Source organism: Nitrobacter winogradskyi Nb-255, assembly GCF_000012725.1.
In the GTDB taxonomy this organism is placed as follows: Bacteria; Pseudomonadota; Alphaproteobacteria; order Rhizobiales; family Xanthobacteraceae; genus Nitrobacter; species Nitrobacter winogradskyi.
The window spans coordinates 2,520,940-2,547,224 of record NC_007406.1; the positions used below are offsets into that span (position 1 = coordinate 2,520,940).

Consider the following 26,285-nt stretch of genomic DNA (forward strand, 5'->3'; position numbering starts at 1 on the left):
CTGTTCGAGTAAGCACCAATAAAGCTGCCAGCCCGAATGTTGTCTCCGGACGATCACTGTCCGAGATCAGGCTGATGCGCGACGAGAAAACAGCATGTCGTCCACGACAGAACTGCTCAATATCTTTAAGGCGGAGCAGGGCCAGCTTCAGCGGTTGGTTCGACGCCTTACGGGAAATCCGCACACCGCTGAGGATGTCGTCCACGATACCTTCATCAAGCTGATGCATCGCGACGTGGGGAAGTGCGATGTCGGCCTGGTCGTCACCACGGCACGCAACCTCGCGCGCGATGCGATGCGCGCTGAACGCGTGCGTACCTCCTATGCCGAAAGCGTATCACGCGAGCAGGTGCATGGGGGCGTAGTCGGCCCGGAGGATGCCGTCTCGAGCCGGATGGATCTCGACGCGCTGTTGCGCGCGCTGGAGACGTTGCCTCGTCGCACCCAGCGCATCTTTCTTCTCAGCAAGGTCGACGGCATGACCTATCCGCAGATCGCCCGCAGCCTGGGTATCTCGGTCTCGACCGTTGAGAAAGAAATGATCTCCGCCCTCGAGTTCTGTCGCAACTGGAGACGCCGGCGAGAGAACGTTTGAGCTTCCATGCGCCGTGCAGTCGTGCCGCATCCATAGCGTTTTCGAGCGAAGCATGTCCTTGGGCTCGACCCGAGGATGGATGACCGGTTCGCGTGAAGAAAACGCGTCAAAACAACAATCTAGAGCTTCGTTTCTGACTTCAATCAGAAACGATAATGCTCTAAGCATCGGGTTCGGGAAAAACAGGCCGCCCATTCCCTGGCGGGGTCGAGGCCGATCGGCACGATACATGTCCCGATTCCCATGTCCTGTTTCTATGTCCTGATTTGAGGCAATCGTCTCAGTCATCAACCATAGGCAGCAGATCGTCCTCGTGCGGTTGCTCAGGCTATTCACGTATGAGAACAATAATTTAGAGCCACTCTTTTGACGAGTTAGAGGCAAAGAAGCTCCACCCTTCCTTGACAAGCACGAGACAGATCGGCGCGGTCGCAAACAGGATGGACACGGCAACTTGCGAAGCCAGGTCGATTGCCATAGGGTCGCCGAATCCGAGTGGAGTGGAATTTGTGCTCGCGGCGTTGAGGAGAAGGTACGCAAGGTTCGCCATTGCGGCGCTTTATGCGCTGGCGATGGTGATGGTGGGCGTGGCTCATCAGCCTGCCAGCCAACACCTGACTCCGACTGAACTCGCCCAATACGCTCTCCCGGACAGCACGATCCCGATCCTGTGCTCCGAGGATCCGGACCACACGGATCCCGGCCGCACCGATCTGAAACCAGCCGGCTGCGATGCCTGCAGGCTTATTTCCGGGCCCGGTATCGTCGGCGCGCCGCCTGTTGTCAGCCCTGCTCGTCTAGCGTTACCGACGGGTTTTTCTCTGGCTGGCTATGCGTACCAACCCGTTATACGCGCCTCCGACAATTTTCTGTCGCGCGCGCCTCCGAGCGTGGCCTGACGCATCTGCACGCCGCAAAACAGCTCGGCGTGCATTCAGCTTAACGTGACTTGGCGATATGCGCCTTGGCTACACCTAGCTCAGCGATAAGCGGCTTGGCGACAGGTGGCGGGCGGGCGATCGACCCGCGTAGAGCTCGGTGTGCGGGAACGCTTGCAGACTTGAGCTTGCAGCCAGTCATTCGCCTCGTTTGAGATAAAGATGGCCGCGTTCCATGCGCCGGAACGGCCGCGTATATGCGGTGCTGACGCACCGCTCTCAGCAATCAGCGAGCCTGCTCGCAGAAGAGAGATAAAGTATCATGATGCGTCATTCAGGAATGACATTATCGAGAAAGCGCCATGCGCGGGTTGCGCGCGCTGCGATTGCCGGCGTTGCCCTGCTCATCGGCGCCTTCGGCCCGCTTCACGCACAAGGACTCCCGCAAGCCACACCGGCCATCACCGCTCCCCATTCGCCCTCCGGGCCGCCCGCATCGGAGATATCGTCCACCACCGACCACCTCAACGCGACCTCATCGTCGCCCGCACCTGCGTCCGCTCCGAGCGCCATCATCGCCAACGACTCCGCTTCGCCTCACGAGTTATCTCCGTGGTCGATGTTCATGTCGGCGGATATTGTCGTTCAGCTGGTGATGATCGGTCTTGCGTTTGCGTCGCTGGTGACGTGGACGATCTGCATCGCGAAGCTGGCGGAGCTGTCGCTGGCGCGGCGCGCGCTGCGGGCGGCGCTGAACAAGATCGGCGACGCGCGCTCGCTGGCGGAAGCGCAGATGGCGCTCGGCGCGCGGGAGGGCGTGCTGGCCTCGCTGCTGGCCTCGGCGATGCACGAGGCGCGGCTTTCGGCCGGCATTTCCAGCGACGCCGGCATCAAGGAGCGCGCGGCGTCGAGCTTCGCCGAGATCGTCCGCGCGGAATCGCGCCGCATCCGGCTCGGCATGGGGCTGCTCGCCACCATCGGCGCGACGTCGCCGTTCGTCGGCCTGTTCGGCACCGTGTGGGGCATCATGAACAGCTTCATCGGGATTTCGAAGTCGCAGACCACCAACCTCGCGGTGGTGGCGCCCGGCATCGCCGAGGCGCTGCTCGCGACCGCGCTCGGCCTTGTCGCCGCCATTCCGGCGGTCATCATCTACAACTACTTCGCGCGCGTGACGCGGGGCTACACCGAACTGGTCGGGCGCGCCTCGGGAGCGGCCGGCCGGCTGCTGTCGCGCGATCTGGACCGCACCCACGGCTCTCTTACCTCGCGCGCGGCGGAGTAGGCCGATGGGCGCATCGATCGCGGAAGGCGGCTTCGACGACGACGAGGAGTACGGCGAAGCCCACGAGATCAACGTCACGCCGTTCATCGACGTGATCCTGGTTCTTCTGATCATCTTCATGGTGGCCGCGCCGCTGTCGACCGTCGATCTTCCGGTCAACCTGCCGACATCGAGCGCGACGCCGCAGAAGAAGCCGGACAAGCCGACCTATGTCAGCATCAAGGCCGATCTCGCGGTGGCGATCGGCGAGACGCTGGTCAAGCGGGTCGACCTGGTGCGGACGCTGGAGACCACGCCGAACATGACGAAGGAGAGCTTCATCTTTCTGCGCGCCGATCGCGCGGTGCCCTATGGCGACCTGATGGACGTGCTGGAGATCCTGCGTACCGGCGGCTACGCGAAGATCAAGCTGGTGGCGCTGGAGGGCGTTCCCGACGCCCGGTCGGTTCCGGCGGCGAACACGGCGGGGCGTTGAGATGCCTGAGATTGTCGAACAGCCACCGTCCGGCCGGCTCTGGCTTTCCGCCGCCGCCGCCGCGCTTGCGATCCATCTCGGCTGCGTGGCGCTGGCGCTGGCTCACCTGGACACGGATGAGGCGGCCGAGGATCTCGGCGCGCCGGCGATCGAGATCGGGCTCGACCTGTCCTCGCCGCATCGCGAGGTGACCGACCTTCCGCCCGGACCGGACACCGACGCGTCGATGGCCTCGCCCGCGCTGGCCGAGCAGAAGGCGGTCGAGGAGGAAACCGATCTGCCGAAGGATACGCCGACGGAGAGCGCTGATCCGGACCGCATCGTCACCGAGAACGAGTCGCGGAAGCCGTTCGATGACGCCACCGAGAAGGCGGCGAAGCAGACGCAGGCCTCGCAGGAATCGGCGGCGGCCGAGGCGACCGCGATGCCGAGCGTCGAACAGGCGCAGGAGTCGGAGCGGTCGGTGGCGCCGCAGCAGGGCACCGGCGCCAGCGCGCGCCGCATCCGCGCCACCTGGCAGAAGGAGCTGGTGGCGCATCTCGACAAGCACAAGCGCTATCCGCCCGACCGGAGCCAGAAGAACGCCGAGATCCTCGTCAACTTCGAGCTCGACCGCATGGGCCATGTCGTCTCGGCCACGATCGTGAACGGATCGGGCGATCCGATCTTCGACCAGGCCGCGCTCGCCATGCTGCGCCGCTCAGACCCCGTCCCGCCACCGCCCCCCCTCATCGCCGACGAGGGCCTCAGCTTCACGCTCCCCGTCGTCTTCAGGGTCAAAGGTAAGGGGTGAGGGAAAAGGCGGCGGCCGAAAAGGTTGCAGACAGGACAACCCATGTGAGTCACCGTCTACGCTTCGGCTTCTATATGGCCGGGCGAGATCGATTTATCAAAGTCCTTCACCGTTTCATGGAAACGGTGAAGGACTTTATCTTTGTGTTTTGACGCGTTTTCTTCTCGCGAACCGGATTCCATCCTCGTGTCAAGCCCGAGGACATGCTTCGTTCGAAAACGCCATAGTCGACCCCGTACGCCAGATACCAGATTGAGCAATCAGGTAGCCTTCGTGAACATCGTCAGAACACCGTTCTGATCAATATTGATAGCCACGACCTGTGCCGAGTTGCGGCCTTTCGCCGTGAGCGCGGACACCGCCTCCGGCGTCGCGTCAATGGTCTTGCGCAGGGACTTCATGTCCTCCTGCTTCGTATTCGCCACGATGGCATCAACCTTTGAGCGCACGTCCGCTTTCAACTCGTCCATGTCGACCACCTGGATACTTCGAATTGCGACGCCTTTTTGAGTCTCTGTCTGAGACTGCGTGGGCGATGTTTGCGCCAGCGCCATCGGCGATCCAGCAACAAGCAAGGCAATGGCGGTTGATAATGTAAATGTAAACGTGCGCATGTATCAGCTCCGGTTGAGGTAGAGATGCACACGCAATGTAGCGTCGAAAGGTGTCGAACGCCGGAGGTTTATGCGTTCATTCAATGGATCTGATGTGGCCGCAATGTGCAATTACCTGGTGACGGCGTCGCGTCTTGATGGATCGGAGACTGCTTCAAACGTCGGTGACGCAATCTCCGTGCTAAGCGTATCGCCTACTGGATCATGTACCAGATGGCGATGGCGACCAGAATGACGACGCTCACGCTGACGCCGTAGCGCACCCACTTTGGTATTGTGTCCCACATTCATCACCGCCGTTCGTTTGCAGAAGCCCGCAGCCTGTTCCGCCGGCCAAAACATACACGGAAAATCTTGAGCCACTCATTCTATCTATTGATTCCGCCGACGTGCGCCAGATGCAGCGGCGCGTTCGCGAAGCGCTGCTCGGCATGAGTTATGTTCCGGTTCGAGCAGTTTCTTGACTTTTCATATGGACTTCCCGCGCAGCACCCTTGATTCCGGCAAAATTGAACGCCGTGTCGATAAGCGCGAAATGCGAGAAGGCCTGAGGAAAATTTCCCGCCTGCGCCTGCCGCTTCACATCGTACTGCTCGGCAAGCAGACCAACATCGTTCCGCAGCGACAGGAGGTGCTCAAACAGGCGGCGCGCTTCCTGCTCCCGGCCTTGCAGTATCATGTTGTCGGCAAGCCAGAAGCTACAGGCGAGAAAGGCGCCTTCACTCGCCGGCAGGCCGTCCTCGGCCTTCCCGGTATCGTAGCGCCGTAGCAAGCCGTCCTTCGACAACTCGCGTTCGATCGTACGCGTGGTCGATACAATACGCGGATCGTCCGGCGGCAGGAAACCGAGGATCGGCATGAGCAGCACCGAGGCGTCGAACGCCTTGGAACCATAGGACTGCATGAAGGCCCCCTGCTCTGCATCAAATCCCTTCTCGATGATCTCGGCATGAATTTCATCACGCAACGCTCGCCATCGGTCCACCGGTCCCGCAAGCCCGAACCTCTCGCAGGAGATCACGGCGCGGTCGAAGGCAACCCATGACATCAGTTTCGAATGCACGAAATGCTTGCGACCGCTGCGCACCTCCCAGATCCCTTCATCGGGTTCTCGCCATACGCTTTCTAGATGCTTGAGCAGTTCGCGCTGGAGTCCCGCCGACGCTTCATGAAGATCAAGGCCGAATGCCGTCGCCGCGTGGAGCGCATCCATGACGCTGCCGAAAACGTCGACCTGAAGCTGGGAATAAGCGCCGTTGCCTATCCGCACCGGGCGGGACCCGCCGAAGCCCGGCAGCCAATCGAGCTCCACCTCGTCATTACGATGCTCGCCGCCAATGCCGTAGAGCGGCTGAATCTGCGACGCCGCGCCCGCGACGGCGCGCAGCAGCCAATCGCACCAGGATTCGGCCTCGGTGCGGTAGCCCGCGTTGATGAGCGACAGCAGCGTGAAGGTCGCGTCACGCAGCCAGCAGAAACGGTAATCCCAGTTGCGCGTGCTGCCGAACTGCTCGGGCAGCGATGTCGTCGGCGCGGCGACGATGCCGCCGGTGGGACGATAGGTCAGCGCCTTGACCGTGATCAGCGAGCGCGTCACCGCCTCCTTCCACGGACCGTCATAATGACAGCGCCCGGACCACTCCGACCAATAGGCCTCCGTCTCGTCCAGCGCCTGCTCGGGATCGCAAATGCACGGAGGCGGAAGATGAGAAGCCTCATGAGCGAGGACGAAAGGAACGCGCTCGCCTTCACCAACGGAGAACTCCGCGACCGTCGTGAAGTTTTCGCCGTGGGTCGCGACAGGGGATTTTAGAATGGCCGAATGCGGTCCCGCGACCGCGCGCAACAATCCGCCCTCGATCCTGGAGACCCACGGCACGATGCGCCCGTAATCGAATCGGAAGGCGACCTCCATGCGCATGTCGACACGACCGCGCTTGCCCACCACCATCCGCACGATCTCGGAAACCTGCCGATTCTTTCGGATCGGCATGAAGTCGATGAGCGAAACCGCTCCCTCCTGCGTCTCGAATTCCGTTTCCAGGATCAGTGTATCCCCGCGATAGCGCCGCGATCTGCGGGTGAGCTCCCGCGCGGGCGAGATCCGCCAGCGCCCGTGCTTCTCCGTTCCCAGAAGCGCCGCAAAGCAGGCTCCTGAATCGAAGCGCGGCCAGCACAGCCAGTCGATCGAGCCGTCCTTCGCCACCAGCGCGGCTGTCTCGCAATCGCCGATGAGGGCGTAATCGCCGATCGCACGGGTCGTAACGCTGTTGAACATGCCGATGCTCATACGGCGGAAACTGCGGTCATGGAAAGCAGTGCGATACCGGGACGGCGTGAGTCGGTAAGTCTGGCGTACATCGTTGGCTCCGTTTGTTTGCGACCCAGATCTATCGCAGGCATTTTATCGCGGGCGGCATCGCTTTTCGGTCCGTGCCGCCGAGGCGCGCCTCGCGCCGAGCACCGCGCCGGCGAAGCCGATCAGGACACAGGCTCCCGCAATCGTCGCGAAGCGGATCGTCTGTGCGGAGAGCATTGCGGGATCCGGCCGTGCCTCCGCGCTGAAGGCGCCGTTGGTGCGATGTCGCCCGGAGACAGGCAAGAAGAGGTTGTCGGATCGGTTAGCGCCGATCTCGGTTTCCTTCTGTTGTCCATCCACCGCCTCACGCGCGAGAAAACGATCAAGCAGGCCGGGAAACAGCATATCGCCGATGATCGTGAGCGATGTCGTTCCGCCCAGCCAGTATTCCCGTTTCGGATGTGTCGCGGCATGGACGATGGCTAACGCCGCCGCCCGCGATGTATAGACCGGCGCCACCGGACGGAATGCCTTGCGCATCCTTGTGCGCGCCCATTCGAACTGCGGCGTGTTGACGGCCGGAAGATGGACCGCGGTGACGGCAACGTTGCTGCGATGATGAAGCAGTTCCGTTCTCAGCGAGTCCGTGAAACCACGCACCGCGTGCTTGGCTCCGCAGTAAGCGGCTTGCAGGGGAATGCCGCGATAAGCCAGCGACGACCCGACCTGCACGATCACGCCCCGATCGCGCGGCCGCATATGGCGAAGCGCTGCAAGCGTGCCGTGCACATAACCGAGATAGGTCACTTCCGTCACACGCCTGATCTCCTCCGGCGTCAACTGCTCGACCGGCGAAAAGACGGTCGCCATCGCATTGTTGACCCAGATGTCGATCGGCCCAAGCTCGACTTCGCATTGGGCCGCCGCTGCGAACACGGCTTCCGCATCGGCGACATCAGCCGGAAAAATCCTTGCTTCACCGCCGAAGGATTCGATCTCCGCTTTCGCATCCTCGAGTCCCGCGACGTCGCGCGCGAGCAAGGCGACATTCGCGCCCTCGCGCGCGAAAGCCCGCGCGGCTGCCCGGCCCACCCCGGCCGAACCGCCCGTGATCATCACCACCTTGCCTTGAAGGCTTTCAGGAATGGGCTTTCGGAAGACCTGCTCGATCGCGAACATCACACCGCCTTGGATTGCAGAGGTTCCAACCGTGAGGATCAACGATGGTTCCATCCCGGCATCAAGCATATGAACCGGCGAGCTGTGTTTTCCTGGCGTACGCCGCCTCGACAGATCAAAGGAACGCGCGTCAGCGCACGACAGGCAGGCTTTGCAAGAACAAAACTGTTTCTGAGAAGTTGAGCAGGTCTGTTCAACGGATGTTGGGACATCACATGCGGCAAGGCGCTGATCCCTATTGTGGTCCTGCACCGCTGCCCGAAGATTTGGCGTCGAGTTGGAACTTCGACCCGCTACTCATTGCTGTGTTTGCAGGAGTCGCTGCTGCCTGCATGATGATGTCGCGCGAGCGCCGGATCGCGGCGCTGAAATCGCCGGCCGCGTTGGCTGGCTGGGCGGTGCTCCTGGCGGCGTTCGTTTCACCACTCTGCGCGCTTGCCTCCGCGCTTTTTTCCGCGCGGGTCTTTCATCACGTGCTTCTGGTCGCCCTGGCCGCCCCGTTGTTCGCCCTGGCCTTTCCGCCACGAGCCACCTTGCGGCGGGTGCCTGTCTCCGGGCTGGTTCTCATCCACGCGATCTGCATGTGGGTGTGGCACACGCCCGGGCCTTACGCGTTCGCGCTCGATTCCACCGCGGCGTACTGGATGATGGAGGCAAGTCTCTTTCTGTCGGCCTTTCTGCTCTGGCAGGCTGTGCTTGACAGGCGAAATCATGCCGGTGCCGCGCTGGCCGCGCTTCTGGCCACCGTCATCCAGATGGGGATGCTCGGCGCGCTGCTGACCTTCGCGGCCCGGCCCCTGTTCGATCATCACATGACGACCACCCTGCCCTACGGATTGACGCCTCTCGACGACCAGCAGCTCGCCGGCCTCCTGATGTGGATTCCGGCTTCGATGTCCTATCTCGCCGCCGCGGCGCTGCTGGCTGCGCGCATGCTGGAAACGCACCCGCATCCCACTCAAAGCACGCGCCCGACATGACGATCATCTGGTTGAAGTTCATCCATGTCGGCGCGATCAGCCTCTGGTGCGCGGGCTTGATCGGCCTCCCGGCGCTTTACGGACAGCGCGTGCGCCTGAGGGATAAAGCGGCGCTGTTCACTCTGCAGGGTTCGGTGCGGTTCAGCTATCTGGCGCTCATCTCTCCTGCCGCCTTCATCGCCGTGGGAAGCGGTATCGCGCTGGTCTTCGTCGCGGAAACCTTCATGCCATGGTTCTCGCTGAAGCTCGCCGTCGTCGGCATGCTGGTCGGACTCCATCTGTTGACGGGGCTCATCATCGTCCGCCTCTTCGATGACGGTGAAGACTATCCCGTCTGGCGCTTCGTCGCGGTCGCCGGCGCATCGCTTCTCGCGACGCTGGCAATCCTCCTTCTGGTGCTGGCAAAGCCATCGTTTCCGCTGGACGCTCTGCCTGACGCCATCTCGCGGCCGGGCGCGCTGAGGGAGCTTTTCGCTCCCCTCCTCCGGTGGACTGGCCTGGAGGCGGGCCTGTGACGGTCGCCGCCCGCCTGCGTCGAAGGCCGCTTGCGGGTCTCGCCAGTTTGACGATCCTGTCCGGTTGCACGGGGCCGCTTTCAGCGCTCGACCCTGCCGGACCGGCAGCCGCTTCCACCGCAACGCTATGGTGGATCATGTTCTCGGGGGCCGCCGTCCTGTCGCTTCTGATGGCGGCCCTGATCGCGCTGGCGTTCCTCAAACCGGGCATCGCCTCGATGTGGTCGTCGAGAAGCTGGATCATCTATGGCGGCCTCGTCATGCCTGGCGCGGTGCTGTCGGCCCTGCTGATCGCGGCGCTCGTGCTGGGCGAGCGCATGATCGTGCACCCACTGGAGCAACCTCCACTGAAGGTCGCGGCGCAGGCGCGCCAATGGACCTGGAGCTTCGCCTACCCGGACAGCCGGCGAGCCACGCTATCCGTGAACGTTCTGCATATCCCCGCGGGCGAGCCGGTCGACGTGATCGTCACCACGAAGGACGTAATCCACTCGTTCTGGGTGCCCCGGCTCGGCGGCAAGATAGACGCCATCCCCGGCCACCGGAACGTTGTCCGGCTCCAGGCGGATCGCCCGGGCGTTTATGGCGGTGTCTGCGCCGAGTTCTGCGGCGCAGGCCATTCCGCCATGCGGTTCACGGTTCTGGCCCATGAGCCCGAGGAGTTCGCCACGATCATGGCGGGCGCGATTGAAGAGGCCAGGCGATGAGCGGGCGGGTGGCGACGCCGCTGCGGCTCCACAGGCAGCTCAACGAAATCTGGGCCAGCGGACGCGGTGTGAAACGGCTCGCGGCGGTCAACCACAGCGTCATCGGCACGCGCTTCATGATCACCGCCTTCATCTTCTTCGGCATCGGCGGCCTGCTGGCGATGCTGATCCGCGCCCAACTCGCCACCTCCCGCTCCGCCTTCATCGGACCCGATCTCTACAATCAGCTCTTCACGATGCACGGCACCATCATGATGTTTCTGTTCGCGATCCCGATGTTCGAGGGCATGGCGATCTACCTGCTGCCGAAGCTTCTCGGCACACGCGATCTCGCCTTTCCGCGGCTGGGGGCGTTCGGCTACTGGTGCTACCTGTTCGGCGGCGCGATCCTGATCGCGGCGATGCTCGCGGGCGCGGCGCCCGACTCCGGCTGGTTCATGTATACGCCACTTTCGTCCAGCGCCTTCACCCCCGGCATCAATGCCGACGTCTGGCTGCTCGGCATCACTTTCGTCGAAATCTCCGCCGTGACCGCCGCCGTCGAACTGGTGGTGTCCATCCTGAAGATCCGCGCGCCGGGCATGTCGCTCAGCCGCATGCCCATCTTCGGCTGGTATGTGCTGGTGACCGCCGGAATGATGGTCCTCGGATTCCCGCCGCTGATCCTCGGCTCCGTCCTGCTGGAACTGGAGCGCGCATTCGATCTTCCTTTCTTCGACACCGCGCGCGGCGGCGACGCGCTGCTGTGGCAGCATCTGTTCTGGCTGTTCGGCCACCCGGAGGTCTACATCATCTTTCTTCCGGCGGCCGGCGCGATCTCGACCATCCTGCCGGTCTTCGCGCGACGCAAGCTGATAGGATACCGGGCTGTGGTCGTCGCCCTCGTCGCGCTGGCCTTCCTGTCCTTCGGGTTGTGGGTCCATCACATGTTCGCCGTGGGCATCCCGCATATGGCGCTCGCCTTCTTTTCAGCGGCCAGCGCCGCCGTCACCGTTCCGACGGCGGTGCAGATTTTCGCATGGATCGCGACGCTCGCGCATGGACGGCCGCGTTTCGATATTCCGATGCTGTGGATCTTCGGATTCCTGTTCGTCTTCATTCTCGGCGGTCTGACCGGCGTCATGCTCGCCATGGTGCCGTTCAACTGGCAGGCCCACGACACCCAATTCGTGACCGCGCATCTGCATTACGTACTGGTCGGCGGCTTCATTTTTCCGCTGGTCGCGGCGCTCTACTACTGGCTGCCCCACATCTGCGGCCGGATTCCCGCGTTCAGGCTTTCCATGCCCGCATTCTGGCTGGTCTTCATCGGGTTCAATGTGACCTTCTTCATGATGCACCTGACGGGCCTGCGCGGCATGCCGCGGCGTGTCGACACCTATCCCGTGGAGGCAGGCTGGGACTGGCTCAACCTCACATCGTCGATCGGCGGCTTCATCCTGACGATGGGTTTCGCGCTCATCATCGTGGACGTGTTCCTGCAGATTCGCTACGGGCGGCGCTTCCGGCGAAACCCGTGGAAGGCGCGGACGCTGGAGTGGGCGCAACCTATTCCTCCGCCCGCCTACAACTTCTTGTCCCTCCCGTGGATCGAAAGACGCGCCGACACGCTCGAACCCGAGTCTATCGGTCCACAGCTTGCCGCCGGTCACGGCTATCTTGGTTTCGCGCGCAACGGATGGATGGAAACGCTGGGGGTCGACATAACGAGCGGACGGACGGATCACGTCATCGTGCTGCCGCGCCAGACCTACCTGCCGTTATGGACGGCGCTTGCCGTGGCGACCTTCGTGCTCAGCCTCCTGTTCAGCTACTACTGGTTCTCGCTGCTGCCTCTCGGCGTCGCCTTCATGCTCCTTCTTTGCTGGACGCGCGTGACCGGCCTCGACCGGGATAACGGTCCCGTGGTCATCGGCCGGGAGGAGGTTGCACCGCTCCATTATGAAACGCACAGGCCGCCCTCCTGGTGGGGCATGATCATCACGCTCATCGCCGACGCGGCCTTCTATGGCTCGCTGGTATTCAGCCCGCTCTTTCTCTGGCTGACCGCGCCCGCATGGCCGCCTCCACAGACGCTGAAGAGCGGCCTGGTTGTGCCTGCCCTGCTTGTGGCCGCCCTCGCCGCAGCGCCGCTATGCGCCCGGCGCGCGGTGGCGCGCAACGCCAGAAGCCGCTCGCCTGTTCTCTGGCTGGGGGCGACCGCCGTCCTTCAATTCGCGTCGCTCATTCTGCTCGTGATCCTGATGCGGACGAGCCTACCTGCGCCGACAGCGCACGCCTACAACGCTACGTCCTTCGCGCTGCTCGCCTACAGCGCGTTGCATACCTTTCTCGCCACCGTGTTCTGCCTGTTCGGTCTCCGGCGCGTCCTGACAGGATACGTCTCGGCCAGGCGCAGTCTCGACCTGCGGATCGCGACGCCGCTGCACGACTATACGGCTATCACGGGATTTGCCGGTATCGGGCTGGTCCTGCTGCTGCCGGCCCTCATCACCGCGGGCGAGGCGTTCAGATGACCGGTGATCATCGCGCCTCGGCGAGCATGCTTGTCTGGATATGCTCCGGCTTTCTCGCATGGGGCGCGGCGTTCGCGGCCTTGTATTCGGTGCAGGCTCTCGGCTGCGGTTTTGACTGGGACGAGATCACGATCTTCGGAAGCATCGACGCGCACAGGCTGCTGCTGATTGCGCTTTTCCTCGCGGCCCTGTTCGCATCGGCCGTTCTGGCGCGCCTGTGCGCACGTCTTCCTCATCGCGTCAGGGCGGATGATACCGCGCGCTTTCTAGGAAACGTCGCGAAGCTCAGCGCATGGGCGGCGCTGGCCGCCACGCTCGTTTCCCTCGGACCGGTCCTTTTCACCACGGCATGCTACTGAGCGGCGGTTGATCACTCCTCATTGCCGGAGATCGCGACGCCCACGCCGTGATGGAAAATCAGCTTGCCTCCGTGCCATCCGGCGAGGCCGGTGAAGATCGCGCCCAAGGCCGACAACAGCAGGCCGTGCGGCAGAACCGCATCGTCCACATGAAGCCTCAGCCCCCAGTTCGTGCCGAGGATCGCGATCAGCATCATGGCGCTGATACCGTGGCTCCAGCTCTGGACGCGGTGGCGGATCTGCGGAACCAGCAATAGCTCCACCGTTCCGACGAGCCCGGCCGCGACCCCGCTCGCGAAGGCGAAGCCCAAGACCCACAGAGCCACCCGCGCCCAGAACGGATCGGCGGTCCACAGGAAGAGAGCGTCCGAGCCGAGCGCACCGATGGCAAAGGCGATCGGGAAATGGACGCTCATGGCATGCAGCGGATGACGAGCCACCGCGACCGCGGAAGGGATTTCCTCTTCCTCGGCGGTGACGGGCTGTTCCATTGAGCTTTTGGTCATATCGCTACCCGCCACCTTACTTCTTCCGGATACGAAGGCATGAGACCGCAAAACACTTGGAGACCAGCCCACCCGACTTGGACGAACTCGACCTGGACGAACTCGATCTGGACGTCAAATGTTCCACCGCCGAAATGCACGCGCGCTCCACGCGGGTTTGGTGGAGGCTGCCCGGTGTGGGGGCTGGTGCGGCATGATACCGCATGATCCGACAAATGCGCCGCGCTATGAATGAGCGCTCGCTTCTGAATGTGTCCAACGCACAATTGATGCGGGCCGGCCGCGAATTCTGTCTCGATACCTGAATTCGTGACCTTCGTCGCGAAAGGCGGGAAAATCATGCGTCGGCGGCTGGGAAGATTTCTTCCGATCGTCATGCTTGCGATGCTGGTGCAGATATTCGCACCCGTCGCCGTATGCCTGGCGTTCAGCCCGACCACGACCGATCCGCTGGCAGGCGCGATATGCTCGCACGCGCCCGATACAACTTCTCCGCAGGAGCGTGAGACCGATCCGCAGCAGACGCACGGCGCCTGCTGCGCCCTGTGTTGCGTCGTCCACCACGCCGCCGCGCCGCCCCCCGATCCACAAGCCTTCGAAGTCAGGATCGAGCGTGACGCAACCCGCGTCGCCTGGCGCGACCTGATTTTTGACCTGCGGCCGCTCGCGGCCCGCTCCAACGCGCAAGCGCGCGCGCCTCCGTTCATTTCCTGATTCAACAAATCCGCTCGACCGCCGCGACACCTTCGCGTTCGCGGCGGTCCGATCTGTTTGAACGCTCCGGGCGATAGCCCGCATCAGGAAACAAAATACATCATGTCGAACGATACCGCCCTCGGCCGGGGTGGCGCGCTTTGCTGCGTGCTCGCAACCGTGGCCGCGATCGAATCCTGCTCGACTGCTTCGGCGCAGTCGAATTCCGATACCGTGCTGCCGGCGGTGACGATCACCGAACCGGCCCGGCAACCCCTTCGGTCCCAGCCAAACCGCGCCTTCCGCGCCTCCGCCGCACGACGCGCAACGCATCAATCGGCTTCGCGAACCCCCGCGGTCACGCCGTCAGCCGCCCTCCCCGCCACCGCGCCCGGCACGATGAATGCGGAAGGAGCGCCGGGCCCGCTGAATCTCGGTATCCCGAATGCGGCCGGCAGCCTCGTTGGGCTGACGCCGCGCGAGACGCCGGCGACCGTCAACATCATCACACAGCGGGATATGCAGGAAAAAGGCCTCCGCACGATGGTGGAAACCTTCAACTCGGTTCCGGGCGTCATGTCCGGAAACCTCCCCGGCGAACCCGGCGTCATCTCCATGCGCGGGTTCTCCCGCGCAGCGACCGGATATGCGGTCGACGGCGTTCGCGCGCCAGACCCGTTGATCGTCTCCCGCGATTTCGACACCTTCAGTTTCGAGCGTGTCGAAATCCTGAAAGGACCCGCGTCCGTCATTCAGGGTGTCGGCGCCTTGGCCGGAGCCGTGAATCTTGTAACCAAGCAGCCCAAGCTCGGCCAGGCAGGCGCCCAGGGCCTGTTGAGCTATGGCAGCTTCAACTCGCTGCGGACGGGCATCGATATCAACGCTCCGATCGGATCAAACGCGGCCGTCCGCTCGACGCTGAGCTACGGACAATCCGACGGCTTTATCAACGACACCCGATCGCGCAAGGTGGGCGCAACGACCAGCGGGACGCTCGCCCCGACCGACAGGCTCACCTTCACAAGCTCCGCCAGCTTCTTTCACGACGAGTTCCGGACACCCTATCAGGGCACCCCGCTGATCGCCCGCTCGCTCGCGCGCGATCCCACGAACCTCGTCTCGGCCCCCGGCGGGCTTGTGATCGACCGTTCCATCCGCAATCAGAACTATAATGTCGAGAATGGGCTGATGACGTCGGACACTGTCTGGCTGCGCGGCGGCGCCGAATACAAGCTGACCGACAACTGGACACTGCGGAACGATCTCAGTTTCTTCAAGTCCGACCGGTACTGGGCCAGTTCCGAAGACTTCACGTTCAATTCCGTGAGCGGCCTGCTCGACCGTTCGACAACGAAAATCACGCACGCGCACCAGATCTGGTCGGAGCGTGCGGCGGCGGCCTATGACGGCATCATCGGAGGATTCCGCAACCGCTTCGCTGCCGGGCTCGAATACACCGACACGGATTTCGACTCGAGCAGACGGTTCGGATCCGCCACGCCGGTCGATCCCTTCAATCCGGATCGCGGCTACTTCCCTGCCGATACGGCTGCGAACTTCCCGACCCGACAGGATTTCACCAGCGGACTAAAAACGTTCGCAGCCTTCGCGGAGAACGCCATCAACCTGACGCCGGACTGGCTGATGCTCGCCAGCGTCCGGCACGAGAGCATGAAGCTCGATCGACGGATCGACGATCTGAACACGGGTACGGTCACCCGCTTCGAAAAGACGTTCGACAATCTCTCGTGGCGGGTCGGAACGGTTTACAACGTAACGTCCGGAACGGCCTTATTCGGCCAGTATAATCGCGCCGCCATTCCGGTCTCGGGGCTGTTGCTCAGCAATCTCGCCAACGGACGGTTCGACCTGTCCACCGGAAGTTCGATCGAGGGCGGAATCAAATCGTCGCTCTTGGACAACCGTTTGGTGACGACCGCTTCGGTCTATCAGATCGAGCAGAACAATATCCTGACCCGCGATCCGACAACTCCGGCGCTGACGGTGCAGGGCGGCAGCCAGCGCTCCCGCGGCGTGGAACTGGATGTCGCGGTATCACTGACGCCGCAGTGGAGAGTGAACGCGAACGCGTCATTCATCAAGGCGGAGTTTACCGAGTTGCGTAGCGCCACGCTCGATCTGCGCGGGAACCGCCCGATCAACGTGCCGGCGCAGGCGTTCATGGTCTCGACCAGCTATCGCTTCGATCCGGTGCCGCTGACAATCGGCGCATCGGCGCAGCACGTAGGGTCTTTCTACACCGACACCGCCAACACCATCGAGGTAAGCGGGCGAACCCTGCTTGACGCCTGGGTGGCCTACGACATCGGCGGCGGAACGTTGCGGCTGCGCGGCCGCAATCTCACCAACGCATTCTATGCGAACTGGTCCGGATACAGTCCCACCCAGGTGTATCTCGGCGCGCCGCGCAATTTCGACCTCTCCTACAACGTCAGGTTCTGATGCGTGAAACACGGCGTCTCGCCGGTGCTCCGATGAGGCGTCCCCATTCCGATGTCTGAAAGCAAACGCCGATGTCCAACTCCTTCTCAGCCCTGGCTCTGCACCGCACGGTCTGGCGCTGGCATTTCTATGCCGGTCTCGTGGTCGCACCCTTCATGTTCATTCTCGCCGTGACGGGCGCGATCTATCTCTTCAATGACGAGATCAACGATGTGCTCCATCGTGATCTACGCATTGTCGCGCCGGTGTCCGAACCGGCGCCGCTCAGCAAGATGGCCGAGGCTGCGATCACCGCCTATCCCGGCGGAAAGGTCACCCGCATCGATACGGCTCGGGCGACGAACCGCAGCGTGGAAGTATTCGTGACACCGGCGACAGGTGATGCGGTCCGCGTGTTCGTTGATCCCGGCACCGGGCGGGTTCTCGGCTCCTATGTCTATGCCCGCACGCTGGTCGGCTTCGCCGACATCGCGCACGGCTCGCTGACGCTGGGGAGCATCGGCGACAATATCGTCGAACTCGCTGCCTGCTGGGGCTTCATCCTCGTGGCGACAGGCCTTTACCTGTGGTGGCCGCGCGGCCGCTTCCGTCTCGGCGGTGTTCTCTATCCACGAATTGGCCGGCGCGGACGGCCGTTCTGGAAGGAATGGCACGCGGTGGTGGGCATGTGGTCCGCCTTTCTCATCATGTTCCTGATCCTCACGGGCCTGCCATGGGCATCCTTCTGGGGCGACTTGCTGCGCCGCGGCACCGACCTCGCCGGCATCGGCTATCCGGCAAATCACAGGCTTCAAGGAACGACGCCGTCCACGACGACGGTCAAGGACGCAGCGGGCAATGCCGCGCCCTGGACGCTGGAGCAGGCGCCGATTCCGGATTCCGATCCGCATGCCGGGCATCACGGGCACATCACCTCCGCGCCCGCCGCGAAACGCATGCTCGGCGTCGACGACGTTGCCGCGATCCTGACGCGCGAGGGTTTGATGGCTCCGTATCGCCTGATCCTGCCGAAGAACGCCAGCGGCGTGTTCACCGCCTTCAGCTATCCCGATCAGCCGGAGACGCAGCGCACGCTCCATGTTGATCAGTACTCAGGTCGCGTGATCGGCGATGTCCGTTTCGCCGACTATGGATGGGCCGCGAAGGCCGTGGAACTCGGCGTCCAGATCCACATGGGCAACTACTTCGGACGCCTCAACCAGATCGTGATGCTGATCCCCTGTATCGGCATCATCGTCCTGACGATCACAGGTCCCCTCATGTGGTGGCGGCGACGTCCGAAAGGAGAATTTGCAGCGCCGCAGCCGCTATCTTCTCCACGGCTGCGCACGTCGGCGATGATCGTCATCGGGCTCTGCGTGATGTTCCCGCTGGCGGGGGCGTCACTGGCGCTGGCGATGATTGCCGACTGGGTGTGGGAACAATCGCCTGCGTACCGGCTTCGGCCCGGACAGTGAAGGGATCAGCAAACAATCGCGGCGCAACAAGCGCGTCGCGATTTGCCGGCGGCTTGCCTTGTGCGCCTTCCCTGTCCTATATCGGGCGCACGCCGCCTTGAGCGGCAGGACAGCCAGCGGTGCCCAGATGTCTTGGCTATACCTTTTCCTTGCGGGCCTCGCTGAAACAGGATGGGCTATCGGCTTGAAGTACACAGACGGGTTCACGCGTCTGTGGCCGAGCGTGTTCACCGGTTTGGGAATGGCGCTCAGCTTCATGCTGTTGTCGATTGCGATACGAACCTTGCCGGTCGGCACAGCTTACGCAATCTGGACTGGAATCGGGGCCACCGGAACAGCTCTGTTGGGCATGTGGCTTTTTTCCGAGCCTGCAACAATAGCGAGGTTTGCATGCCTGGGGCTGATCATCATCGGCATGGTCGGCCTCAAAGTCGTTTCACCTGCTTGAGCTTAACGAATTTCCGGGAAGGCTAAATGATGCTGGACACCTCTGGTCACCCTTCCAACCGTGAGCAGGATGAAAATCGCGCGAGCGAGGATTCGCCGTCCAGGCAAGCGTGCCCCGTCAACTCCCATAACGAATGGGACCCACTGGAAGAGGTGATCGTCGGCCGGCTAGAAGGTGCGACAATCCCTTCGAACCATCCCACCGTGACGTCCAATATTCCGGGTCTCGCCGCCAAGAAAGTTCACGCGCTTGTCGCCGGAATGCGGTTCCCCAAAATCATGTCGGAACCCGCTCAGCGCGAACTGGATGGGTTTATCAAGATTCTTGAATCGTTTGGGATCAAGGTCCGCAGGCCCGATGCCATAGACTGGAAGCGCCGTTTCGGAACGCCGAACTGGCGTGCGAGAGGTTTCATCAATGCCTGCCCACGCGATTCCATGCTGGTCATCGGCGATGAAATCATCGAGACGCCGATGGCATGGCCCACCCGTTACTTCGAGACTCATTCTTATCGCACGCTCCTGAAGGAGTACTTCAGGGCCGGGGCGCGCTGGACGTCGGCGCCGAAACCCGAGCTGAGGAAAGAGCTATTCGACGACGCCTATCGTATTCCCAAAGAAGGCGATCCCATCGGTTATGTCCTGACCGAATGGGAGCCGGTGTTTGATGCGGCCGACTTCATGCGTTGCGGCCGGGATCTCTTTGTCCAGAAGAGTAATGTGACCAACGCAATGGGCATCGAGTGGCTGCGACGGCACTTGTCGGATCGCGGCTATCGCATCCACGAGATCGAAAGCCGCTGTCGCACGCCGATGCACATCGACACGACTTTCGTGCCGCTGGCTCCTGGTAAAGTTCTCGTCAATCCGGAGTACCTCGATGTCAGCCGCCTGCCTCCCATCCTGAAGGATTGGGAGATCCTGGTCGCACCGGAGCCGAACCCGATCGAAGACCGGCTGCTCAAGATCACCTCCATGTGCGGCAAGTGGTTGAACATGAATGTGCTGACGATCGACGAGAAGCGTGTTGTCGTCGAGCGACATCACACATCGATGATCAAGGCATTGGAGAAATGGGGTTTTGAGCCGGTGCCCTGCGATTTCCTGCACTATGGCGCGTTCGGCGGCGCGTTTCATTGCGCAACGCTCGACATTCGGCGACGAGGCAGTCTGGAAAGCTATTTCTAGATCCTTCCGCATCTGATGGAATCAGAAGCAAAGCTCTTTGATTGTGGTTTGACGCGCTTTCTTAACGCGGGCACATCCCATCCTCGGGCCAAGCCCGAGGACATGCTTCGCCCGGAAAGCGCTACTAGAGCGGGATGAGGAAAAGTGTGTAGCGGTTTTCCGCCCGCATCCCGCTCTAAAATGTTGGAATCGATCACGTTCATGGTTTTGGATCGATTCGATCCAAAACCATCGTGATCTAGCACGATCATAAGAGGTTGCCCGGTCCAATTGATTTCATCGCTTGAGGCAGCAAAACCGGGCTGCCATCGCCGTGATACTGAATATCCGCACAAACTTCGAACACCTTTCGGATCAGTCCGTCGGTGATCGTTTGCGCGGGAGGACCATCGGCGACAATGGCGCCGCGGTGAATAACAATAATGCGGCTCGCGAATCGGACGGCGAGATTAAGGTCGTGCAGGATCGCGATCACGGCTGTCCCGTTGCGGGCGCGCCGGCCGGCGATTTCGACCAGCTCAATTTGATGCCGCAAGTCGAGGCTTGATGTCGGCTCATCGAGCAGGAGTAATCCCGGCCCATGACGAGCTTCGCCGCACGCCAATTGAACGAGGACACGCGCAAAATGAGTGCGCTGCTGTTCGCCGCCCGAGAGGGTCGGCAGTTGGCGGCTGCGGAGCGGACGGATTGCGACCTCGTCCATGGCCGACTCGACAAGCGGATGCGCTGCAGCGATTGCCATATCGCCCGCGCCCATGCGGACGATCTCCTCGACCGTGAACGGAAACGTGACGTTGACGTGTTGCGACAGTGTCGCACGATGGGTTGCCAGTTGTGCCGCGGAGTAGGATCTGAGATCGGCCTGCTTGAGTTCGATACGTCCTTGCGTCGGCTGAAGATCGCCGGAAAGCAGGCGAAGAAGGGTAGACTTTCCAGCACCATTAGGACCAACGATCGCAACCATCTCTCCGCTTCCGACGCTGAGGTCGATGCCATCGACTAGCGTCGCGCCATTGATCCGCATCGTCACTGAATGCGTTTCGATGATCGGCCTCATAGCCCGGCCAGTCCCCGCTGCCGGAGCAGGATCGCGAGGAAAAACGGCGCGCCGATCGCCGCCGTCAAAATGCCGATCGGCATCTCGGCGGGCGCGACGATGGTCCGGGCCAGCGTGTCGGCGCCGACAACCAGAATCGCGCCGAGAAGCGCCGATGCCGGAAGCAGCATCCTGTGACCGGGGCCGATCATCAATCGAAGAAGGTGCGGAACAACAATGCCGATGAAACCGACGACCCCGCAGATCGAGACCGCGACTCCGGTCATGGCCGAGATCAGAACGATCGATGCCTGCTTCAGCCGTTCGACATTGACACCACTATGGAACGCTTCGGACTCGCCCAGCACGAGAAGGTCCAGTCCCCGGCCGATCCGAAAGCACGCGAACACGCCGATGACGAGGACCGGCGCAATTGTCACCGCCTTGCTCCAGGTCGCGCCGCTCAGCGAACCAAGCATCCAGAACGTGATGTCGCGCAACTGCCGGTCATCCGCGATGAACACCAGAAGCCCAAGTCCGGCATTGGCGATCGCGGCAATGGCCAGGCCCGCCAGGAGAAAAAGCGCGATGGAGGTCCGTCCCATGCGGCTGGCAATGCCGTAGAGGACAAATGTGGTGACAAGCGACCCCAGAAACGCCGCCAGCGGCAGGATCGCATTCTGCATGAAGCGGAAGGCATCGCCGTAACTGCTGTCGATCAGAACAATGGCGCTCGCGGCGGCGAACGCACCGCCGCTGGAAACGCCGACCAGAGCTGGATCAGCCAGCGGATTCCGAAACAGGCCCTGCATGATCGCGCCGGACGTTGCAAGCAAACCGCCAACCACGGCGGCGGCCAGAATGCGCGGGATCCGGATCGACCAGAGCACAAGCTGATCGCGCGCGAGCAGCGCGCCGGCCTGTTCACTCGTCCAAAGCCCCAGCGCCACCGGAACGCGGCCAAGAGGAATGCCTGCGGCGCCCATGGTCACCGCGGCGATCGCCACGCCCGACAATGCCACCAGCAGGCAACCGAACAGAAGGGTGGGCGCAGGGCGCGCGCTCGCGCTTCCGCGGGATGATTCTGCGTTTCCGATACTGTCGATCGCGGTCATTTCAGGCAATCGACGGTCGGCGCTGCGGGAGTGAAATTATCGGTCCCGGATGAGAGAGCCGGATAGAGTCGAATCGACAGATCGCGTGCTGCAGCAGCGGTTCGTGGACCGAACCCGAGAAGATAAAGCCCCTCCATTGAGATGAACGATTTGTTCGCCGCAGCCGGCGTCAATGCAAAAGCAGGATGCTGATAGATGGTGTCCGGCGCAAGCGAGTCGTTGCCCCTGTCAATGGACAGGACAACATCCGGCTTGGCGGCGACAATCGCCTCGTCGCTGATCGGCTTATAGCCTTCATACTCAGTGATGGCGTTGATGCCTCCGGACAGCTTGATGATCTCGTCGGCGGCGGTATGACGCCCCGCCGCCATGGCACGGCCGTTCACGAGCGACATCACGAACATGACGCGAACCGGCTTATCGATCCTGGCTCGCAGACCCTTCAGTCGGGTAAGGTCATGAGCGACGGCCGCCGTGAGACAGGCGGCGCGGGCGTCGGCTCTCAGCGCGTGTCCCACCAGGGAAATCTTGTCGAGGATACCCTGCTCGGAATAGCCCTCAGGCACAAGAACAAACGGCACCTTCGCCGCTTGCAGGACGTCAAGCGTTTCCTTCGGCCCCGATCCCTGCATCGCAAAGATCACCGACGGATTCAAACCGAGGACACCCTCCGAGGATAGCTGACGCATATAACCGACTGACGGCACGAGCCAGAACGACGTCCTGTTCGCCAGCCCTGGCCCCGGCATCGTTTTCAGGGCAGGCTTGAGGGTGCATTTTGGCGGGGTCTGATATCGTTGTTGTGATTGCGCCAATCGACCGCGCTTATATTTGCTGGTGGAGCTTGAATTTGACATTCGCATCCGGGATGCGCGGCCGATGGATCGCGAATGTCAAATTCACTCCACCAGAGTCTCGTTCAACTGCGTTGGATCACTCCAACCTTGACCTCTTGATCGAGCATGATCTTATCCGAAAACCGGTTTCCACTATTCGGGATCATGCTCCATAGCGTTTTCGAGCGAAGTGGAAACCGTCGCGTGAAGAAAACACGCCAAAACAACAATCTAGAGTTTCGGTTCTGATTCAATCAGAAGCGAAAATGCCCTGGCGCGGCTCTCGTTCTGTTATTCTGACTTGCAGAGACAGGGAATTGCAGCATACACGACATCAACCGTAAAACTGGAGGATACCAGAATGTTTATCGCGATGAACCGTTTCCAGGTTAAGCCGGGCTCGGAAGCGGCTTTCGAAAACCTTTGGGTGACGCGTGAATCCTACCTCGGAGCCATGCCGGGATTCATCGAGTTCCATCTCCTGAAGGGACCAAAAGCCGAGGATCATACGCTTTATTCGAGCCATACGACCTGGGTTGATCGCGCGGCGTTCGAAGGATGGACGAAGTCTGAAGCGTTTCGCAAAGCGCACGCCCGCGCGGACAATAAAACAGGAGAGAGCCTGTATCTCGGCCATCCGAAGTTCGAAGGTTTCGAGATCATCCAGAGCGAGCGAAAATCCGACGCCGCCGCCTGAAGTCGTAATCGACCCATCGCATCACTGGAGGATTAACGTGACCGGCGCGCTTGCTTCGGATCTGAGGACCTATCTTGCGGAGAATCCCGGCGCGGTGATCGAGGACGTGGCGCGCGACCGCCATGTGCCGCCACGCACGGTGATCGAGGCACTGCCGTCCGGCATGGTGAAGCTCTGTCAGGGTGGCGTGTTCACGGACGCAATGCAGGATATCACGCAATGGGGAGAAGTTACTCTTATCGTTCATACCGCTGACGCCATCTTTGAATTCACCGGACCAATTCCGAACGGCGAGATCGGCCGCGGTTATTTTAACCTGATGCAGCCGAAGGGCCTGCACGGCCATCTGCGGCATGAGAGATGCGCCGCTATTGCCTTCGTCGAACGCCCCTTCATGGGCAAGTCTTCGGCATTCGTCGCGTTCCTGAATGTCGACGGCGGCGTGATGTTCAAGGTATTCGTGGGACGGGACGAGACAAGAGCGTTGCGGCAGGATCAGCTCGAACGATTCCGCGCGCTTGCTGAACGTTTGGGCGCCGTGCCGGCAAGCGAGGAGATTTGTTCATAGGAAGCTCCGGAGTCTGGGACAAAGCCCGTTATGGCGTTTCCGAGCGAAGCGGGTTTTCGGCACGGCCCGCGGATTGGGATACCGGTTCGCGGGAATAAACGTATCAACCCAATCATAAAGTTCTGTTGCTGGCTCTCTCAGAAGTGAAAGGCTCTCGATCAGCTAGCCTGGCATCTGAAGAACGGCAGCCGGCCCGTCCCAGCGGGAACAGTTGCCTCAAGCCCCGCAAGCGATCAGGCGGATGACCGGGGCGCCTGCGGGGTTGCATTCTGCGGCAGCAAATGATCGGTATGGTAAGCCCTCTCCGGAAAGATGCGGCCGAGCTTGCAAGGAGATGCCGGAGAAATGACTTATCGAACCTGCTGCATTGTCGGCGCCGGCCCGGCAGGCCTCATGTTGGGTCTGCTGCTTGCACGCGCGGGCATCGACGTGACCGTGCTGGAGAAGCACGGCGATTTCCTGCGCGACTTTCGCGGCGATACGGTCCATCCTTCCACCCTCGAAGTGATGCATGAACTCGGACTGCTTGAGGGCCTCCTGAAGCTGCCGCACACGCAGGCTCCGAGACTGCACGCCGAGATCGACGGCAAGGACATCACCATCGCGGACTTCTCGCGCCTGCCGACGAAGTGTCGTTTCATCGCGTTCATGCCGCAATGGGATTTTCTCGACTATGTCGCGCGGGAAGCGGCCAGGTTTACGAACTTCAGGCTGATCATGCAGGCGGAGGTGACGGCGCTTATCGAGGAGGACGGCCGGATCGCCGGAGTTCGGGCCCTGACACCAGGCGGCGATCTGGACATCAGAACCGCGCTGGTCGTCGGAGCCGACGGGCGTAATTCGATCGTGCGGGAGAAGGCGGGCCTGCAGATCGAGCGCTTCGGAAGCCAGCGGGACGTGCTGTGGATGAAGCTCTCACACATGCCCGACGACCCACCCTACGTCATGGGCCATGGCGGACCACGGCAGGGATTCGTCATGATCGACCGTGGCGATTATTGGCAATGCGGCTACGTCGTCCGGAAGGGCTCGTTCGATGACGTAAAGGCCACGGGTCTTGATGCATTCCGCGCAGCGGTCGCTTCGATCTCGCCGCTGTCGCCCGAACGCCTAAGCGAGGTGCGGTCGTGGGATGATGTCCATGTGCTGAGCATACGCATTGACCGCTTGAAGAACTGGTGGCGGCCGGGCCTTCTCTGCATCGGTGATGCCGCCCATGCGATGTCGCCGATCGGCGGCTTCGGCGTGAACCTTGCTATTCAGGATGCGGTCGCCGCCGCGAACATGCTCGCCGATCCGCTACGCGACGGCGGACTGGCGGACAAGCATTTGGCCGCGGTCGAGGCGCGACGGTCCTTCCCGACGAAGGCGACGCAGAAAGTTCAGCTGATGATGCAGGGCGCCCGCCGCAAGCGTGAAGCAGCGGATAGCGGACGACGGGACGGGCCGCCCTCCTTCATGCGGCGCATGGCCCGATGGCCAATCCTTGCTCATCTGTCAGGCCGCCTCGTAGGTCTTGGCTTCAGGACCGAACATGTGCGCGAGCGAGCGCCGCGTGTCACGCGCGTCAGGGAAAACGCGCCGGCATGACAGCCCATCGCGCCATCGCGCGTGGGCGCTCGCGGCGACGGGACGCACAGCCTGACCATTCAGATAGACCCCCTTTCAGATAGATCCCGCCGCAGTCACGGTGTACCGACCGACTCATTGAGTCACTGCGTTTACTGAGCGCGGTAAATCTGCTATTTGCCGCCGCTGGAGCAGGCGGCCCCGGATGCGGCAGAAGCATAAATGGCAAACGTGGATTGGGGTCGTTACGGCCTTCGCGTTCGCTTTGCAGGCGTTCCTGGCGGCGGCGGTGTCGACCCAAATGGCGGTTGCGGCGCCAGTTGATTCCTTTGCGATCTGTCATTCAATCGCTGATCCCGCGGACTCCCGGCATCCACCATCCGGCACCGCTCATGGGGCTCATCATCCTTGTATCGTGTGCTCGTTCGCCTCGGCAGGCGGTCTTGCGCCGTCGCTTGTCCGTCGTCAGATGAATTGAGACTGTTCCGGGGTCACGGGAACGGAGGTTCTGGCTC

General features: G+C 62.2%; 25 protein-coding genes. 18 read left to right on the forward strand and 7 right to left on the reverse strand.

Annotated features, from left to right (window positions below; genetic code table 11):
* Positions 1-94 precede the first annotated feature (94 nt).
* From NWI_RS12000 to NWI_RS12020, 5 genes are all read left to right on the forward strand, one after another.
* Positions 95-595, forward strand: coding sequence for an RNA polymerase sigma factor (locus NWI_RS12000; RefSeq protein WP_011315524.1), 501 nt, complete (start codon positions 95-97; stop codon positions 593-595).
* Positions 596-1,095: 500 nt separating this feature from the next.
* Positions 1,096-1,494, forward strand: a complete 399-nt coding sequence (locus NWI_RS12005) for a hypothetical protein (RefSeq protein WP_041345055.1) — start codon at positions 1,096-1,098, stop codon at positions 1,492-1,494.
* Between the two features lie 319 nt (positions 1,495-1,813).
* Positions 1,814-2,758, forward strand: coding sequence for a tonB-system energizer ExbB (gene exbB / locus NWI_RS12010; RefSeq protein ID WP_148203850.1), 945 nt, complete (start codon positions 1,814-1,816; stop codon positions 2,756-2,758).
* Between the two features lie 4 nt (positions 2,759-2,762).
* On the forward strand, positions 2,763-3,233 hold the full coding sequence (gene exbD, locus NWI_RS12015) for a TonB system transport protein ExbD (protein ID WP_011314557.1): 471 nt from the start codon (positions 2,763-2,765) through the stop codon (positions 3,231-3,233).
* 1 nt (position 3,234) lies between these two features.
* Entirely contained in the window at positions 3,235-4,026 is a 792-nt protein-coding gene (locus NWI_RS12020; RefSeq protein ID WP_011314558.1) for a TonB family protein, read from the forward strand.
* Between the two features lie 260 nt (positions 4,027-4,286).
* On the opposite strand, the gene NWI_RS12025 is transcribed toward NWI_RS12020, so the two are convergent.
* From NWI_RS12025 to NWI_RS12035, 3 genes are all read right to left on the reverse strand, one after another.
* Positions 4,287-4,640, reverse strand: coding sequence for a hypothetical protein (locus NWI_RS12025; protein WP_011315527.1), 354 nt, complete (start codon positions 4,638-4,640; stop codon positions 4,287-4,289).
* Between the two features lie 436 nt (positions 4,641-5,076).
* Entirely contained in the window at positions 5,077-6,918 is a 1,842-nt protein-coding gene (locus tag NWI_RS12030; protein ID WP_148203851.1) for a glycoside hydrolase family 15 protein, read from the reverse strand.
* Between the two features lie 126 nt (positions 6,919-7,044).
* Entirely contained in the window at positions 7,045-8,118 is a 1,074-nt protein-coding gene (locus tag NWI_RS12035) for an SDR family oxidoreductase (RefSeq protein ID WP_148203852.1), read from the reverse strand.
* A 332-nt stretch (positions 8,119-8,450) separates the two neighbouring features.
* On the opposite strand from NWI_RS12035, the gene NWI_RS12040 reads away from it, so the two are divergent.
* The 5 genes from NWI_RS12040 to NWI_RS12060 are packed head-to-tail and all read left to right on the forward strand — an operon-like array spanning position 8,451 to position 13,195.
* Positions 8,451-9,098, forward strand: coding sequence for a cytochrome c oxidase assembly protein (locus NWI_RS12040; protein WP_244374909.1), 648 nt, complete (start codon positions 8,451-8,453; stop codon positions 9,096-9,098).
* Positions 9,095-9,613, forward strand: a complete 519-nt coding sequence (locus NWI_RS12045; protein ID WP_011315531.1) for a CopD family protein — start codon at positions 9,095-9,097, stop codon at positions 9,611-9,613. The genes NWI_RS12040 and NWI_RS12045 overlap by 4 nt, the downstream gene beginning before the upstream one ends.
* Positions 9,610-10,320 (forward strand): cytochrome c oxidase subunit II, encoded by a 711-nt coding sequence (gene coxB / locus NWI_RS12050; RefSeq protein WP_244374910.1) that lies wholly within the window; start codon positions 9,610-9,612, stop codon positions 10,318-10,320. The genes NWI_RS12045 and coxB overlap by 4 nt, the downstream gene beginning before the upstream one ends.
* The gene (gene ctaD, locus NWI_RS12055; RefSeq protein WP_011315533.1) at positions 10,317-12,836 is read left to right on the forward strand and encodes a cytochrome c oxidase subunit I; all 2,520 of its coding nucleotides are present in this window, start codon (positions 10,317-10,319) and stop codon (positions 12,834-12,836) included. The genes coxB and ctaD overlap by 4 nt, the downstream gene beginning before the upstream one ends.
* Entirely contained in the window at positions 12,833-13,195 is a 363-nt protein-coding gene (locus NWI_RS12060) for a hypothetical protein (protein ID WP_011315534.1), read from the forward strand. The genes ctaD and NWI_RS12060 overlap by 4 nt, the downstream gene beginning before the upstream one ends.
* An 11-nt stretch (positions 13,196-13,206) precedes the next feature.
* Here the strand turns inward: NWI_RS12060 and NWI_RS12065 are convergent, their stop codons facing one another.
* A complete protein-coding gene (locus NWI_RS12065; protein ID WP_011315535.1) occupies positions 13,207-13,701 on the reverse strand; it encodes a DUF2231 domain-containing protein in 495 nt (164 codons plus the stop codon).
* A gap of 339 nt (positions 13,702-14,040) precedes the next feature.
* Between NWI_RS12065 and NWI_RS12070 the strand changes: the two genes are divergently transcribed.
* The 5 genes from NWI_RS12070 (at position 14,041) to NWI_RS12090 (ending at position 19,949) form a co-directional block, all read left to right on the forward strand.
* Positions 14,041-14,415 carry a DUF2946 domain-containing protein gene (locus tag NWI_RS12070; protein ID WP_041345622.1) on the forward strand — a complete coding sequence of 125 codons (375 nt, stop codon included), beginning with the start codon at positions 14,041-14,043 and terminating at the stop codon, positions 14,413-14,415.
* Positions 14,416-14,517: 102 nt separating this feature from the next.
* Entirely contained in the window at positions 14,518-16,857 is a 2,340-nt protein-coding gene (locus NWI_RS12075; protein ID WP_011315537.1) for a TonB-dependent receptor, read from the forward strand.
* A gap of 71 nt (positions 16,858-16,928) precedes the next feature.
* Entirely contained in the window at positions 16,929-18,314 is a 1,386-nt protein-coding gene (locus tag NWI_RS12080; protein WP_011315538.1) for a PepSY-associated TM helix domain-containing protein, read from the forward strand.
* Positions 18,315-18,441: 127 nt separating this feature from the next.
* Entirely contained in the window at positions 18,442-18,762 is a 321-nt protein-coding gene (locus tag NWI_RS12085) for a DMT family transporter (RefSeq protein ID WP_011315539.1), read from the forward strand.
* A gap of 26 nt (positions 18,763-18,788) precedes the next feature.
* Positions 18,789-19,949 (forward strand): amidinotransferase, encoded by a 1,161-nt coding sequence (locus tag NWI_RS12090; RefSeq protein WP_011315540.1) that lies wholly within the window; start codon positions 18,789-18,791, stop codon positions 19,947-19,949.
* 247 nt (positions 19,950-20,196) lie between these two features.
* Here the strand turns inward: NWI_RS12090 and NWI_RS12095 are convergent, their stop codons facing one another.
* Genes NWI_RS12095 through NWI_RS12105 form a run of 3 tightly spaced genes read right to left on the reverse strand, consistent with a single transcriptional unit; the run spans position 20,197 to position 22,963 of the window.
* A complete protein-coding gene (locus NWI_RS12095) occupies positions 20,197-21,006 on the reverse strand; it encodes a heme ABC transporter ATP-binding protein (RefSeq protein ID WP_011315541.1) in 810 nt (269 codons plus the stop codon).
* Complete coding sequence (locus tag NWI_RS12100) at positions 21,003-22,100, reverse strand: FecCD family ABC transporter permease (protein WP_011315542.1); 1,098 nt, start codon at positions 22,098-22,100, stop codon at positions 21,003-21,005. Before NWI_RS12100 ends, NWI_RS12095 begins: the two co-directional genes overlap by 4 nt.
* On the reverse strand, positions 22,097-22,963 hold the full coding sequence (locus tag NWI_RS12105) for a heme/hemin ABC transporter substrate-binding protein (RefSeq protein ID WP_011315543.1): 867 nt from the start codon (positions 22,961-22,963) through the stop codon (positions 22,097-22,099). Before NWI_RS12105 ends, NWI_RS12100 begins: the two co-directional genes overlap by 4 nt.
* Before the next feature lie 334 nt (positions 22,964-23,297).
* Here NWI_RS12105 and NWI_RS12110 point away from each other — a divergent pair, with 334 nt between their 5' ends.
* The 3 genes from NWI_RS12110 to NWI_RS12120 all read left to right on the forward strand — a co-directional run bounded on the left by NWI_RS12110 (position 23,298) and on the right by NWI_RS12120 (position 25,791).
* Complete coding sequence (locus tag NWI_RS12110; RefSeq protein ID WP_011315544.1) at positions 23,298-23,633, forward strand: antibiotic biosynthesis monooxygenase family protein; 336 nt, start codon at positions 23,298-23,300, stop codon at positions 23,631-23,633.
* 37 nt (positions 23,634-23,670) lie between these two features.
* Positions 23,671-24,201 (forward strand): heme utilization cystosolic carrier protein HutX, encoded by a 531-nt coding sequence (gene hutX, locus NWI_RS12115; RefSeq protein WP_011315545.1) that lies wholly within the window; start codon positions 23,671-23,673, stop codon positions 24,199-24,201.
* 345 nt (positions 24,202-24,546) lie between these two features.
* Complete coding sequence (locus NWI_RS12120; RefSeq protein ID WP_011315546.1) at positions 24,547-25,791, forward strand: FAD-dependent oxidoreductase; 1,245 nt, start codon at positions 24,547-24,549, stop codon at positions 25,789-25,791.
* Positions 25,792-26,285 lie beyond the last annotated feature (494 nt).

Excerpts from the sequence above, each read along its gene's own strand:
- NWI_RS12000 (WP_011315524.1), top strand. The coding sequence starts at position 95 with ATGTCGTCCACGACAGAACTGCTCAATATCTTTAAGGCGGAGCAGGGC.
- exbB (WP_148203850.1), top strand. The coding sequence starts at position 1,814 with ATGACATTATCGAGAAAGCGCCATGCGCGGGTTGCGCGCGCTGCGATT.
- exbD (WP_011314557.1), top strand. The coding sequence starts at position 2,763 with ATGGGCGCATCGATCGCGGAAGGCGGCTTCGACGACGACGAGGAGTAC.
- NWI_RS12020 (WP_011314558.1), top strand. The coding sequence starts at position 3,235 with ATGCCTGAGATTGTCGAACAGCCACCGTCCGGCCGGCTCTGGCTTTCC.
- NWI_RS12025 (WP_011315527.1), bottom strand. The coding sequence starts at position 4,640 with ATGCGCACGTTTACATTTACATTATCAACCGCCATTGCCTTGCTTGTT.
- NWI_RS12030 (WP_148203851.1), bottom strand. The coding sequence starts at position 6,918 with ATGTTCAACAGCGTTACGACCCGTGCGATCGGCGATTACGCCCTCATC.
- NWI_RS12035 (WP_148203852.1), bottom strand. The coding sequence starts at position 8,118 with ATGTTCGCGATCGAGCAGGTCTTCCGAAAGCCCATTCCTGAAAGCCTT.
- NWI_RS12040 (WP_244374909.1), top strand. The coding sequence starts at position 8,451 with ATGATGATGTCGCGCGAGCGCCGGATCGCGGCGCTGAAATCGCCGGCC.
- NWI_RS12045 (WP_011315531.1), top strand. The coding sequence starts at position 9,095 with ATGACGATCATCTGGTTGAAGTTCATCCATGTCGGCGCGATCAGCCTC.
- ctaD (WP_011315533.1), top strand. The coding sequence starts at position 10,317 with ATGAGCGGGCGGGTGGCGACGCCGCTGCGGCTCCACAGGCAGCTCAAC.
- NWI_RS12060 (WP_011315534.1), top strand. The coding sequence starts at position 12,833 with ATGACCGGTGATCATCGCGCCTCGGCGAGCATGCTTGTCTGGATATGC.
- NWI_RS12065 (WP_011315535.1), bottom strand. The coding sequence starts at position 13,701 with ATGACCAAAAGCTCAATGGAACAGCCCGTCACCGCCGAGGAAGAGGAA.
- NWI_RS12070 (WP_041345622.1), top strand. The coding sequence starts at position 14,041 with ATGCGTCGGCGGCTGGGAAGATTTCTTCCGATCGTCATGCTTGCGATG.
- NWI_RS12075 (WP_011315537.1), top strand. The coding sequence starts at position 14,518 with ATGTCGAACGATACCGCCCTCGGCCGGGGTGGCGCGCTTTGCTGCGTG.
- NWI_RS12080 (WP_011315538.1), top strand. The coding sequence starts at position 16,929 with ATGTCCAACTCCTTCTCAGCCCTGGCTCTGCACCGCACGGTCTGGCGC.
- NWI_RS12085 (WP_011315539.1), top strand. The coding sequence starts at position 18,442 with ATGTCTTGGCTATACCTTTTCCTTGCGGGCCTCGCTGAAACAGGATGG.
- NWI_RS12090 (WP_011315540.1), top strand. The coding sequence starts at position 18,789 with ATGATGCTGGACACCTCTGGTCACCCTTCCAACCGTGAGCAGGATGAA.
- NWI_RS12095 (WP_011315541.1), bottom strand. The coding sequence starts at position 21,006 with ATGAGGCCGATCATCGAAACGCATTCAGTGACGATGCGGATCAATGGC.
- NWI_RS12100 (WP_011315542.1), bottom strand. The coding sequence starts at position 22,100 with ATGACCGCGATCGACAGTATCGGAAACGCAGAATCATCCCGCGGAAGC.
- NWI_RS12105 (WP_011315543.1), bottom strand. The coding sequence starts at position 22,963 with ATGCGAATGTCAAATTCAAGCTCCACCAGCAAATATAAGCGCGGTCGA.
- NWI_RS12110 (WP_011315544.1), top strand. The coding sequence starts at position 23,298 with ATGTTTATCGCGATGAACCGTTTCCAGGTTAAGCCGGGCTCGGAAGCG.
- NWI_RS12120 (WP_011315546.1), top strand. The coding sequence starts at position 24,547 with ATGACTTATCGAACCTGCTGCATTGTCGGCGCCGGCCCGGCAGGCCTC.